The sequence below is a fragment of the Vibrio neptunius genome (assembly GCF_000967495.1).
Lineage (GTDB): Bacteria > Pseudomonadota > Gammaproteobacteria > Enterobacterales > Vibrionaceae > Vibrio > Vibrio neptunius.
The window spans coordinates 91,188-103,283 of record NZ_JXXU01000035.1 but is presented as its reverse complement, the minus strand read 5'-3'; the positions used below and the strand labels follow the sequence as shown (position 1 = coordinate 103,283).

Below are 12,096 nucleotides of genomic sequence, written 5' to 3'. Positions count from 1 at the left end.
TCAGTGCTTCGGGGCACCCTACTACTTAAGGAAACAATGATGAAAAAAACAATTCTGGCACTTGCACTGACTCTAGCGAGCACTCAAATTCTCGCTCAAATGGATCACTCATCCATGGATCATTCCAGAGTGAATATGGAAGGTATGGACCATTCGAAAATGATGGGCGATATGAAGGGGATGGACCACTCACAAATGAACATGGACGAAATGTCCGATGTCGGTATGCCTGCCAAAGGTGCTAAGCCGGACAAAGTGGTCCACGTGATCCTTGACGATGATATGAGCATCACATTCAAAAAAGAGGTGGATATAGAACCGAATGACGTAGTCCAGTTTGTGGTCATGAACAAAGGGAAAATCGACCATGAGTTCTCCATTGGCTCAGCGCAAGAGCAACTCAAGCACCGTGAGATGATGAAGAAAATGGGCAACCACGCTCATGATTCTGGCAGTACAGTGACGGTTGCTCCGGGCAAAGCCAAGCAGTTACTGTGGCATTTCCATGGTGACAATAACGTTGAGTTTGCCTGTAACATTCCAGGCCATGCTGAAGCTGGCATGGTCAAATCTTTCGAACTGTAACGTTCCTTGCCTGCCAGCTGTTGCTGGTAGGCCGTTTGACGTGACTAAAATATTTCACCGGATACGGAAAGTGACCTAGTAATAACTCACCACCTAGAACGTCAACCATGTTTTGCTATATCAAAGAAAAAGCCACGTATCTTAGACACGTGGCAAAACAAAAAGTGAATGGCAGTGGATTATTCGCTTTTTGTGTTCAATGGCTCCCAAGTTCAGGAGCTAATAGGTAAAGTTTAGACGAAATAGTGCAACTATCTATTCATATGGTTTAGTATCAGTATTTTTCAAACTCGCCGCTGTTGTAGTCGCTGATCGCTTGTTCAATTTCTTGCATTCTGTTCATTACAAATGGACCATAATGCACGATGGGCTCGTCAATAGGTTCACCAAGGAGAATCAATACTCCGCTGCTTTTTGTTGCAACTAAACTCACGGCTTCACCCGTTGATAACAATGCCATCTCACCGTGTTGCACGTGCTGTCCATTCAAGCTAATTTCACCCTGATAAACATACAGCATCATGTTAAATTTCAGCGGCGTAAGTAAGTTAATCTGGTGGTTAGTTTCAGCTCGCCAATCAGAAACAGATAAAGGGACTCCAGTTTCACTCAACGGCCCTTGCTGAACATGCCCGTCAACCGATACCTCACCCGCTAGAACGCGTAATACTCCGACGCTCTCATCTTGATACTCTGTGATGGTTTCAGGCTGAAAGTCATGATACTGAGCGGGTTTCATCTTGTCGCGCGCTGGCTGATTTATCCAAATTTGGAAACCATGTAGGTCACCATCTTGCATGATAGGCATCTCACTGTGGATGACTCCACGTCCTGCCGCCATCCATTGAGCGCCACCAGAACGCAATTCACCCACATTCCCCATGTGATCTTTATGTTGGAAGTGACCTTTAAGCATATAGGTCAAAGTTTCAATGCCACGATGAGGGTGGGGGGGAAAGCCGCCTACATAGTCAGAAAGCTGATCGGACTTCAGCTCATCTATCATCAGAAACGGCGAAAAACCTGCGTTGCTAAAACCCGCCACGCGGCTAATTTTGACCCCATCGCCATCGGATGTGGCGTGCGCTGGAATGATTTGACGAATTTCTCGACGTTGACTCATTTTCTTTCTCCTCAAGAGCGATAACTACAGTCTATCGCCCTCAAATCGAATCTTGAGCATAGGAATTTGAGCTATTCATTCAAAATTTTTGAATGTTTGTAAGGCGGCTACCTCTGCCGACCTAATCGACTTAAAAGCCATTTGTGGCTGTATATTGACTATCACGAAGCAGCAATATAACTCTGCCAGTAGCGGTGAAGCGCTGCAATATCTTTAGAGCACAACCATTCCATCGCCCCCCTTTAGCTCTTCGTCGTGCCAATGCCACCACTCCATTTCCAATAGCTGCTTAATTTGTTCTTGGCTAAAACGAAACTTGATGTGCTTGGCTGGATTAGATCCAACAACCTCATAGGGTGCCACATCTTTTGTTACCACCGCTCGGCTGGCAATGACCGCGCCATCCCCAATTTTAACCCCAGCCATAATTATGGCCTCAGACCCAATCCACACGTCATTTCCGATGACAGTATCACCTGCTGGCCGAAAACCATCTCTTGCCTGAGAAAAGTTTGGATCGTCCTGATAAAAGAAAGGAAAAGTGCTTGCCCAGTCAGTACGATGCCCTTGATTTCCAGCCATCATAAACACAGCACCAGATCCAATAGAGCAAAAATTACCAATGATCAACTTATCAACATCATCACGCTCAGCAGAGAGGTATCGGGCACAATCATCAAAACTGTGTTGATGATAATAGCCAGAATAGTAACTGTGCCGGCCAACAATAATATTGGGATTTGTAATTTGTTCCGCAATCGGTTTGCCCGCAAACGGAGAATCGAAATAGTTTTGCATAGTGGAGATACCTGATTGTTTTTCCACCAATTTACACCATCACTAGATATCCCAAAAGCTCTCTTTTCTACCTGAGTAAAATATCACACCAAATTGACAAGGCACGACTAAGTAAAATCCAATGGGCAATGTCGGACACAGTCAACTATAGGTAGCTCAGAATTGACTGGATAGGATTGGTTATCCGCTTCAACCAGAGTAAAGTAGCCCGACTTCAGAAAAGGAATTAATAATGAACGCTCAAGCATTTATTGATGCAGGACTAGATTACATCCCCCACATATTCTCAGTGCCACTGGATTACTCAGACCCAGCACAAGGACAGATTGACATCTTTGCGCGTGAAGTGTCTCTCGTTGAAGATAAGAATTCGTCTAAACCGTGGCTGGTTTATTTTCAGGGTGGACCAGGGTTTCCGTCACCCCGCCAAAACGGCAATAACGGGTGGATAAAACGCGCACTGCAAAACTACCGCGTGTTGTTGCTTGATCAACGGGGCACGGGTAACAGCTCGGTTGTTAATCACCAAACATTGGCCCATATACAACCACAACAACAAGCAGAGTATCTTAGCTATTTTCGCGCTGACAACATAGTGCGAGATGCGGAATTCATCCGTGAACAGTTCGGTGTCGATAAATGGGCTATCCTAGGCCAGAGCTTTGGTGGTTTCTGCTCTCTGACTTATCTGTCTATGTTCCCAGACAGCTTGTCGCGTAGCTACATCACAGGCGGCGTGCCTTCTGTTTCCCGTCACCCAGACGATGTCTATCGTGCGACGTTTAAGCGTACGATGGAAAAGAACCAAGCATTTTTTAGCCAGTTCCCGAAAGCTCAGCAGCTATGTCAGCAGATTGCTGATCATCTTTTGCAAAATGAAGAGTTTCTGCCCAATGGCCAGCGTTTTACCATTGAACAATTCCAGCAAATTGGAATTAACTTTGGCGTTAGTGATACTTTCCTACCCACTTACTACTTGCTTGAAAACGCGTTCATTACAGTGAACGGTAAGCCTCAGCTTCGTTATGAATTCCTCAATAGTATGCTGATGGAACAAAACTTCCAGACCAATCCGATTTATGCCATTTTGCACGAGTCTATCTACTGTCAGGGTTTTGCTTCAAAGTGGAGTGCACACCGCGTTCGTCAAGATCATCAGGCGTTTAATTATCAGTCGGGCCAGCCATTTTACTTTACTGGCGAAATGGTATTCCCTTGGATGTTTGACCAATATGTAACGTTAAAACCGCTAAAACAAGCCGCTGACCTACTAGCAGAAAAGCAGGACTGGTCGCCGTTATATGATGCTGAGCAGCTTTCAAACAACAAAGTACCGGTCAGCTGCGCGGTTTACGCCGATGACATGTTTGTTGAAATGGACATCAGCCGCGAAACTCTGGCAATGTTGCCCAATGCTAAAGCGTGGATAACAAACGAATACGAGCACAACGGTCTTAGAGCTGATGGCGAACGTATTTTCGACAAACTGTTCGAGATGGGTGAACAAACTGCCGCCAATCTCACGCTGGTTTAACGAAATCAAGGCGAACACTGAGATCAATTGTTGGTGTTCGCCCTGTCAAATCGTATAATTTCCTTATTAGTCTGTTATTTCTGGATTCAGAACATGTCTTCAAAATTTATTGAACGAGTTTGGTCTCATGCTTGTGTCACTATGGAAGAAAAGCTCATCTTGCTCGCTCTGGCAGAATTGTCCGATCGCAGCGGTGCAGTGATTACCACCATGGCGGAGTTGCAGGAAATGACCAACGGTTCCGAATCCACGATTGACCATGTCCTTGGCAAACTGGCGGTTGAGCAAGCCATTATCTCACTAAGTAAGACGTATACCCGTAAGCAGGGGAACATCAAGTGCAAAATCAACGTTGGCAACCAGCACTCTATTCCTGTGTATGCCACCTCAGAGCCGATTGCCAAAGTGCCACAATTCCATAAAACGCAGGTGAAGCCACTCAATCCATCGGCATCCAATGGAAAAATGATCAACCTTGCTGAACTGTCACCTAATGTGATTGAGTCGTGGGCAGAAGTCATTATGTTCCGCACTGGTTTCGCCAATCAGACCAACGTCTGGGCAAGCTTTGTGGAAAAAGTTCAGGCCATTGGTCAGCCACTGATGAGTCAGGATGACCTTAACAGTCGCCTTCACGCACACCTGCACACGGAAAAGAGTTACGGACAAGGCAAAGGCTTTAGTAATAAAAAACCTGCAGCGACCAAAATGTCACCCAACCAAGCCTTCAAGAAAAAGATGGCGAACTTCAACTTTGATTTTGACGATTAGGTAAAAGATGAAAGATATCAACGAGATCGCCTCTTCTTGGAAGCAAAAAAGTCAGGATAAGCCCGCTCAAACAACTCAACAGGTCACCAAACCTAGCATCCCCGTTGTTCAGCAAACTCAAACGCCTGCTGCACCTGCGACTACTTCGAACCAAATGCAAGTCAGCAGTGAGTTCAATCAGGATTTGAAGGATGTGCTTCGTCCCTACTCTGTAGAGCAACGCAAGCACATCATGGGTTTCTTTGGCAAAATGCAGGAGAACTTCTCCACCCAGTTCACTCACATGTACGGCTCAGAGCCGGATGATGAATTTGCAGCGTTTGCCTCTGAGCTGTCCATCGATGATGTTGAGCGCATTGTTCATCATCTACGTGAGCGTTTGGTGGCAGGTAAAGAGTGGCCGCCCGCGTTGGCCCTGCTCTCTATGCTGAAAGACCTTCCGCTCAACAACGAAATTCTTGAAGCTCGCCATCGCATCCTGATCAAAAAAGATCCGCAAACTCGCGTTGAAAAGTACATCTTTAACCGTAAAAACAGTTACCTGAAATCGCTATCTGAGAAGAATCTCGCCGAAGAATTCAAAGTGCTATACATCAACGCGTATCAAGAAGTGCAGAACAACCTCGATCAGACACTCGACCAAAGAGAAAAAGACGTTGAGCAGAACGTGCTCAAAGTCGAACCTACGGAAACTGATCGTGAAATTGAGCGTCGGATGAAACAAGGTATAAAGCCGAGTGGCAAAGTCGGAAGCATTCTTTCTCGCATTGATAAACTGCGTGGGGCGAGTGAAAGCACATCGACTGAAAACACATCGGAAGTCGCCTGGGAAGAAGTGATGGAACCTGCGCAACCAGTTAAACAAGACACGATTGATCGCGAACAGCAAGCTTTGATGAAACAGATTCTACGAGAAACGAACGGCGACAATGAGAACCTTTAATATTCTGAAAAAAGAGCGAGATTTCTTTCTCGCGTCCACTGGACGTTCTCATTGTAAAATCATCATTGACGATTACAGTCGTGACTTGCCGTTAGGTGAAGTTGAGCTGCATGTTGAAGAAGTCTCGAACAAATACAAATACTACTCCAACGAAGCTATTTTTAAGCTTACCCTTCCCCTTGAAGAACAAAGCAGCATCGACATTTGCACACTCAGTAGTGGCCGCAAGAATCAATTTCTCTACAAGAAATGTCTGCGACTGGGCGGCAAATGGGAAACAATACTTGGCCAGTGGGTATTTTCCGCGTCAGTGGAGGATAAGGTGCGTGAACTGGAAAGTATTATCCGTTCTGAAGAACAGTATTTTGAGGTGACATTCAAAGAAACCGTCACTCTGACCAATCAAGAACTGACGTTGTTTGGCTATCCAGTGGTGCTTTCCTCGTCTAGCTCATCGGTCAAAACCATGAAGGGTATCAGGTTACATCGTGGTGATATCGCCGTGATGGGAAATCGAACAGTTGTCGTCGCGGGGACTAAGATCAGACTGTTTGTCCCATTGGAGATGAAAAACCACCCTGATTTTCGAGAAGATTATCTGTGTGCGACAGAGGTTGAAAAGAAGCGTAAGCCTAACAAGAAAACGACTTACTCTTGGGAGTAAGATAATTAGCTTCCCTCACTGCAAATCAGAAAAGGGCACTCTGGCCCTTTTCACTGTTACTCTTTACAGAGAGCCATCTCCGTATAAGCTTGCTCACTCATCAAATCATCCAGAACTTGATTCAATTTGCTTCGGTTGCTCACTGTCTGACCTGCGATAATGATGTGCGCCATACCATTTGCAACCGCAAGATGGTGCTTTCTCCATATGGCTTCAGAAGGTTTGGGGAATACAACGATGGTTGAATTGGCGTTTCGCCAGGCTGGAATATTATGCTGGTTAAGTACCTGAACCGTGTCATCTGCCAATTCAAGGCAGCTTTGAATTCGTTCTCTTTTTTCTTGTTCGCTGGAACTTCGAATAAACTTCCATAGAAATAAAGGCGTTAAACCATTACGCGAGCCTGTGAGTGTTTTATCTGGCGCAGCAATATACTCAATCTGATGGCTGATCTTATCGGTGTGCTCTTTCAACGCCAACACCATGCCACATGGAATCGGAGAGCCCAACATTTTATGTCCAGATACTGATATGGAATCAATACCGTCTTTGAACGAAAATGGGGGTGGGTTGTCCACATAAGGAACAATTAGTCCGTGTAACGCGGCGTCCGCATGGATGTAGTACTGATCGCGACCAAATCCTGCGTTATACAATCGAGCCTGAATCTGCTCTAGATCATCTATCGCTCCGAACATAGTCGTGCCAATATTGGCGAAAATAATCGGTGGTTTATTCCAATTTTCCTTAAGAGCGGATTCAAGCGCGTCATAATCCATCTCACCATTCGCCTGAGACTCTACAACACAGTGCTCAACGTTGAGAAAGCGAACAATCTTCATTACTGAGTAGTGGGTATCCTTGGAAAAATACACCACACCGTCAGGAAAGCGTTCGCGTGCCAAATAGCACCCGTACATATTACCTTCAGTGCCACCGTTAGTGACATACCCCCAAGCGTTCTCTGTGTTGGTGTGAAATAGCCGACAAAAGTACTCAACAACATCCTGCTCAAAGGGAAAGGTATTCATTGGGTAGTTCGACGTTTCCGCCCAGTCACCCACATTATTAATAGAAAACTGGAAGAAAGACCATAGGTCCTGATAGTCGTAATCTGTCGCAACTGGATATCCCAACATCTGATGTTGGCTATCGAGACAAACTTTGTAAAACTCCCTAAGTCTTTGAGTATCATCATAAGAAAGCGGCATGTTCAATCCTTTACGTCCAATTTATCGACGTCTAAATGCCCTTTTCGACAAACAATTACAACAATAAATCGAACGCTAAATTCGGATGTGTGACTGGCGATAGGAAATTACTACATTTAGCTGATGAAACACTAAGAGAGCATCCATTTAAAATGTTATATATATCAATTATTTGACATTATAAACATTGACGTTTCTACTATTTTTCAATCTCTTAAATAATGACTTTGAACAATAGCTGCCAGATAGGTTTCACTCTTATGCAGCTTGAAATTCAATGGATTCACTAATTCACCAAACAGCGGCGCGCCACCACCAAGTAATACTGGAATCGTAGTGATGATCATCTCATCAATCAGGTCTTGCTGAAGGAAGCTCTGTACCGTTTTTCCACCATCAATGTAGAGATTTTTGTAACCCTGACCATTTAATTCCTCCAGTACACTCTCCAGAACCCCTTTAACCAAAAAGACCTTGTCTTCATAACCTTCAGGCACCTTGTCCATTGTATTACTCAATACAAAAACAGGTTTGGAATAAGGCCACTCACCACCAAAGCCTAAAATCACATCCAATGTGTTTCGCCCCATCACGAGCGCATCGATGCGCTTCATGATGTTAGAGAACCCCATATCATGATTGTCTGGGTTCGGGACCGAATGTAGCCAATCAAGGCCACCTTCTTTATCCGCGATATACCCGTCTAGACTAGTAGCAATAAACACGATGTTAGACATAAAACAGCTCCGATAGTTATAGGTAAACGAACTCGACACCATTAATTCTACAGTGTAGAATTAATGAAAATACTATAACGAGATAACAAAATGACTGTCAAGAAGAAACGCGGAAGACCAGCAGGAGAAAAAACTCAATTAGGTGAGGAACGGATTCTTTCGGTTGCAAAATCAATGATGAAAGAACAGGGAAAAATTCCTAGTATACGGGCACTGGCCAGTGAGTTAGATGTCGACGCTATGGCCATCTATCACTATTTCAAAAACAAAGATACGCTGCTGGAAGCCATCACGGTTTCCTTAATTGAAGACATCTATCTGCCTAAAACTAACCAAAACTGGCAGCATGAGCTCACGCAGTTAGCAACCAGCTATGTCCAGTTGTTGAAGAGCTATCCCGGATTGTTGACCACTTTGCTCAGCATGGAATCTGTCAGCCCAGCGATGGTCTTCGTTGAGCGCTTCAAATCTATTATCGCACCATTGTCTTTGAGCGAGGCAGAGGAGCGTAATGCCATTCACCTTTTGGCGGATTACCTGCACGGGTTTGCTTTAGCCCTTAATTGCAACCCTAACACCGACCTACTCGATGAAAACATGATGACAGGACCACTTTCACTCTATTGCCGCGCTTTAATGTCTGGTCAATAACGCAAGGGCTATGCTGCACAGTGACAAGGTAAGCAGTCACTCATTTCCGATTTCATCCAGTTGATGAATGGCGTACTCAATGGAGAATGATGATCGGCGTCTTGGATGGCAACATAATTGTGCCCGGTGAGAGAAAAGCCCATTGGCGCAATTAACCGCCCCTGCTGGATGTCATGATGTACCAGTGGGTAAGAACCTATAGCGATCCCAAGCCCGTCACTTGCCGCCTGCAAACAAAAATAGAAATGAGCAAAGCTTTGCTGGGATTTTGTTGTGACTCCTGAGAGAGACGAAGCATTTAACCACTCTTGCCACGCTGTTAAACGCGTTTGAGAATGCAGCACCTTAGCATTTTGTATATCACCTTGAATGCTCTCCCAGTATTCTTTGCTACACACTGGACCCGCCCACTCTTCCACCAAAGAAGTTATCTGATAGTGCGACGGGATCGGGAAATCGTCACGACGAATCGCGACATCCAGCCCCGCATTGACCAGATTGATTGGGCCTCCTGCCGTGGATAAGCGAACATCCGTCCCTGTTTGAGAATAGAATTCGTCCAGCTTGGGCATCAGCCAGCGCATGGTAAGCGTGGGTTCACAGGACACTTCCAAAGAGTGAGCATCAAGACTGTTGAGCTTGGCAACACCTGCCGATAAAGCGCCAAACGCCTGCTCGGTATAGCTCTTGAGCAGTTGCCCTTCTTCGGTTAGCACCACATTTCGACCTTGTTTATGAAACAGGCGCTTATCCAAATACTGCTCTAACGTCTTGATTTGCTTACTTACGGCCCCATGCGTCAGATTGAGCTGCTCTGCTGCCTGCGTATAACTGCGGGACGATGCTGCGATGTGGAATGCGTGAAACGCTTTAAGGTGACGCATATGTGAATTTATCTCACAATTCTTTGGCAATAGTTTCGATTATAGAAAGGAGGAAAGCTTCCTACAATAGCTGCATCTTATAAACAATATACAAAGGTTCACAATGGAATTTGTTAGTTTAGCCGTACTTGGCTTCTTTATTGTTATTAGCCCCGGGGCAGATTTTGTCTTAGTGTTGAGGAACAGTATTCAACAAGGGAGAGCGGCAGGTGTTTGGACTGCCATTGGCATTAGTACCGCAATTACGGTTCACATCGCCTACTCTATTTTAGGTATTGGTTACTTAATTTCACAAAACCTTTTTCTTTTCCAATGCCTGAAATATCTCGGCGCTGCGTATCTGATTTATCTAGGGATAAAAGGATTTTTATCCAGCAGCCACGAATTAGAGCAACAAGCCGGCATAGAAAACCACCAAGCTCAGTGGCGTTATGCATTGCAAGGCTGGCTTTGTAACGCATTGAACCCAAAAACCATGTTGTTCTTTGTTAGTATCTTTAGTCAAGTCATTTCTCACAACGGCGAAGAATTGACTCTAGCGCTGTTTTACGGTGGCTATATGATTCTGCTCCACGGGCTGTGGTTTGGTTTAGTGGCCGTCCTGCTGACCTCGCCAACCCTTCAAACGCGCTTGCTGAAATTGAAGAAAAAGCTAGAACAAGCCTGCGGCATTGCGCTTGTCTCTTTCGGCGCCTTATTGGCAACCAAAGCATAATAAGAATCAGTCAAGCAGTTGCTTGAGGTGCTCTTCCAACCATAAGAGTGCCGGACCCTTACCTGAACTTTTCAAGGTCGCCACATCCACAGGAGGGCTCCAAGTCTTGTGGTCAATCGAAACACGTAATTCAACCAAGGCACCTGACTCAATAGCAGGATCTACCATGTGAGCGGGCAGATAGGACCAACCTAAGTTGCCGTGCAGAATAGTGTGCTTAATCGAGCTAAAATTGTTTGACCACCACACCTTGGATGCTAACACGGGAAATTGCTGTAAGGTGGCGCCTTGGTTACCACGCGGTAACAACTGGCGGTATTTGATGGCATCAGTGATCGTGACCGTATCCAGCTCAGCCAGAGGGTGAGCTGGATGGCAGATCGCTTTAAACGGCAAATGGCCAATAAAGCACGGGTGAATGTCCTGACTAAAATCCAAATCAGTAAACATGATGCCAATGTCTGCCAGACGTGAAGTCAAAGACTCGACGACATCCATACTGGCGGTCGAAATCAGTTCAATCTCTGTTGCCGGAAAGGCCTCCGCAAACTGGTGAAGTATTTTCGGTAAACTCGGCACCATGAGCGCATCATCTACAGCAAGGCGAATTAGTTCCTCATCGCCGCTTTCAATCGATTCCACAGAGGCGTTCAGCTCTTCCACCTGCAAGACAATCGCTTTGACCTGCTTAAACAATTGACGCCCTTCACGGGTCAGCGTCGGCTTACGCGTCGAACGATCAAATAGCTGAATATTCAGGTCAATCTCTAGATTGTTGATCCCCTGACTCACCGCTGACTGCACTTTGCCCAACTTTCTCGCACTAGCGGAAAAGGAGCCCTGCTCAACGGCTTCAACAAACATCCTTAGTTGCTCAATGTTATACATATCATCATTAGTGATAGTTACTATCTTTATTCAATCATAATTACTGATATTATTTATAGCAAATAATTAGTACATAAGTGAGAGAGAAACAATGTCACATAAAGAACGCATTCTACATATGGTGCTATTTGAGCTGGTTGCCTTGATTGTAATGGCGACGCTAGCAACGCTGATCACTGGAAACGGCGCGGGAAAAATGGCGGGGCTAGCAATCGCACTATCAATGATAGCGATGGGCTGGAACTACATTTACAACTATGGTTACGACAAAGTATTCGGTGCAGACCGCAGTAAGCGAACCGCCAAAGTACGTATTCTGCACGGGCTCGGATTCGAATTGGGCATGATGATCATCTCTTTCCCAGTTCTAATGTGGACACTGCAACTCGGATTCTGGTCAGTGTTAGTCATGGATATTGGCGTGGTGATTTTCTTCGTCCTTTACTCCATCGGCTTCAACTGGGTTTACGACGCGATTCGTCAACGCATTACCACTCAGCGACTGGCCACTTCAGCATAAACGCAGATGCACGGGCTTTGGTTTTATCAAAGCTCGTGGTATTTAGCCGCTATTCGCTTTACACTTCGCTTA

The 12,096-nt window shown here is 45.3% G+C and carries 13 protein-coding genes and 1 pseudogene; 8 read left to right on the top strand and 6 right to left on the bottom strand.

Features of this window, described 5'->3' with window-relative positions; translation table 11 throughout:
* Positions 1-39: 39 nt before the first annotated feature.
* Positions 40-585, top strand: coding sequence for a copper-resistant cuproprotein CopI (copI, locus tag TW84_RS12280; RefSeq protein WP_045975921.1), 546 nt, complete (start codon positions 40-42; stop codon positions 583-585).
* Between the two features lie 274 nt (positions 586-859).
* Here copI and TW84_RS12275 read toward each other — a convergent pair whose 3' ends face one another.
* Complete coding sequence (locus TW84_RS12275) at positions 860-1,708, bottom strand: pirin family protein (RefSeq protein WP_045975920.1); 849 nt, start codon at positions 1,706-1,708, stop codon at positions 860-862.
* A gap of 161 nt (positions 1,709-1,869) precedes the next feature.
* Positions 1,870-2,506, bottom strand: a pseudogene (gene catB / locus TW84_RS12270) (type B chloramphenicol O-acetyltransferase).
* Positions 2,507-2,738: 232 nt separating this feature from the next.
* Here catB and TW84_RS12265 point away from each other — a divergent pair.
* From TW84_RS12265 to TW84_RS12250, 4 genes are all read left to right on the top strand, one after another.
* A complete protein-coding gene (locus TW84_RS12265; protein ID WP_045975919.1) occupies positions 2,739-4,040 on the top strand; it encodes an alpha/beta fold hydrolase in 1,302 nt (433 codons plus the stop codon).
* A 93-nt stretch (positions 4,041-4,133) separates the two neighbouring features.
* Positions 4,134-4,811: a hypothetical protein gene (locus tag TW84_RS12260; protein ID WP_006960342.1), complete on the top strand. Its 678-nt coding sequence runs from the start codon at positions 4,134-4,136 to the stop codon at positions 4,809-4,811.
* 7 nt (positions 4,812-4,818) lie between these two features.
* Complete coding sequence (locus TW84_RS12255; RefSeq protein ID WP_045975918.1) at positions 4,819-5,754, top strand: hypothetical protein; 936 nt, start codon at positions 4,819-4,821, stop codon at positions 5,752-5,754.
* A complete protein-coding gene (locus TW84_RS12250; RefSeq protein ID WP_045975917.1) occupies positions 5,741-6,418 on the top strand; it encodes a hypothetical protein in 678 nt (225 codons plus the stop codon). The genes TW84_RS12255 and TW84_RS12250 overlap by 14 nt, the downstream gene beginning before the upstream one ends.
* 56 nt (positions 6,419-6,474) lie before the next feature.
* Here the strand turns inward: TW84_RS12250 and TW84_RS12245 are convergent, their stop codons facing one another.
* Both TW84_RS12245 and TW84_RS12240 read right to left on the bottom strand, forming a co-directional pair.
* A complete protein-coding gene (locus TW84_RS12245; RefSeq protein ID WP_045975916.1) occupies positions 6,475-7,629 on the bottom strand; it encodes a histidine decarboxylase in 1,155 nt (384 codons plus the stop codon).
* A gap of 206 nt (positions 7,630-7,835) precedes the next feature.
* Positions 7,836-8,366 carry a dihydrofolate reductase family protein gene (locus TW84_RS12240; protein ID WP_045975915.1) on the bottom strand — a complete coding sequence of 177 codons (531 nt, stop codon included), beginning with the start codon at positions 8,364-8,366 and terminating at the stop codon, positions 7,836-7,838.
* Positions 8,367-8,456: 90 nt separating this feature from the next.
* Between TW84_RS12240 and TW84_RS12235 the strand changes: the two genes are divergently transcribed.
* The gene (locus TW84_RS12235; RefSeq protein WP_045975914.1) at positions 8,457-9,017 is read left to right on the top strand and encodes a TetR/AcrR family transcriptional regulator; all 561 of its coding nucleotides are present in this window, start codon (positions 8,457-8,459) and stop codon (positions 9,015-9,017) included.
* A gap of 8 nt (positions 9,018-9,025) precedes the next feature.
* On the opposite strand, the gene TW84_RS12230 is transcribed toward TW84_RS12235, so the two are convergent.
* On the bottom strand, positions 9,026-9,901 hold the full coding sequence (locus TW84_RS12230; protein ID WP_045975913.1) for a LysR substrate-binding domain-containing protein: 876 nt from the start codon (positions 9,899-9,901) through the stop codon (positions 9,026-9,028).
* A 103-nt stretch (positions 9,902-10,004) separates the two neighbouring features.
* On the opposite strand from TW84_RS12230, the gene TW84_RS12225 reads away from it, so the two are divergent.
* On the top strand, positions 10,005-10,616 hold the full coding sequence (locus TW84_RS12225; protein WP_045975912.1) for a LysE family translocator: 612 nt from the start codon (positions 10,005-10,007) through the stop codon (positions 10,614-10,616).
* Positions 10,617-10,622: 6 nt separating this feature from the next.
* Here the strand turns inward: TW84_RS12225 and TW84_RS12220 are convergent, their stop codons facing one another.
* A complete protein-coding gene (locus TW84_RS12220) occupies positions 10,623-11,504 on the bottom strand; it encodes a LysR family transcriptional regulator (protein WP_045975911.1) in 882 nt (293 codons plus the stop codon).
* 91 nt (positions 11,505-11,595) lie between these two features.
* Between TW84_RS12220 and TW84_RS12215 the strand changes: the two genes are divergently transcribed.
* Complete coding sequence (locus TW84_RS12215) at positions 11,596-12,024, top strand: PACE efflux transporter (RefSeq protein WP_045975910.1); 429 nt, start codon at positions 11,596-11,598, stop codon at positions 12,022-12,024.
* The last annotated feature ends 72 nt before the right edge of the window (positions 12,025-12,096 follow it).

Coding starts and splice junctions, on each gene's coding strand:
- TW84_RS12255 (WP_045975918.1), top strand. CDS start 4,819: ATGAAAGATATCAACGAGATCGCCTCTTCTTGGAAGCAAAAAAGTCAG.
- TW84_RS12225 (WP_045975912.1), top strand. CDS start 10,005: ATGGAATTTGTTAGTTTAGCCGTACTTGGCTTCTTTATTGTTATTAGC.
- TW84_RS12215 (WP_045975910.1), top strand. CDS start 11,596: ATGTCACATAAAGAACGCATTCTACATATGGTGCTATTTGAGCTGGTT.
- TW84_RS12260 (WP_006960342.1), top strand. CDS start 4,134: ATGTCTTCAAAATTTATTGAACGAGTTTGGTCTCATGCTTGTGTCACT.
- TW84_RS12265 (WP_045975919.1), top strand. CDS start 2,739: ATGAACGCTCAAGCATTTATTGATGCAGGACTAGATTACATCCCCCAC.
- TW84_RS12240 (WP_045975915.1), bottom strand. CDS start 8,366: ATGTCTAACATCGTGTTTATTGCTACTAGTCTAGACGGGTATATCGCG.
- TW84_RS12275 (WP_045975920.1), bottom strand. CDS start 1,708: ATGAGTCAACGTCGAGAAATTCGTCAAATCATTCCAGCGCACGCCACA.
- TW84_RS12250 (WP_045975917.1), top strand. CDS start 5,741: ATGAGAACCTTTAATATTCTGAAAAAAGAGCGAGATTTCTTTCTCGCG.
- TW84_RS12245 (WP_045975916.1), bottom strand. CDS start 7,629: ATGCCGCTTTCTTATGATGATACTCAAAGACTTAGGGAGTTTTACAAA.
- TW84_RS12220 (WP_045975911.1), bottom strand. CDS start 11,504: ATGTATAACATTGAGCAACTAAGGATGTTTGTTGAAGCCGTTGAGCAG.
- copI (WP_045975921.1), top strand. CDS start 40: ATGAAAAAAACAATTCTGGCACTTGCACTGACTCTAGCGAGCACTCAA.
- TW84_RS12230 (WP_045975913.1), bottom strand. CDS start 9,901: ATGCGTCACCTTAAAGCGTTTCACGCATTCCACATCGCAGCATCGTCC.
- TW84_RS12235 (WP_045975914.1), top strand. CDS start 8,457: ATGACTGTCAAGAAGAAACGCGGAAGACCAGCAGGAGAAAAAACTCAA.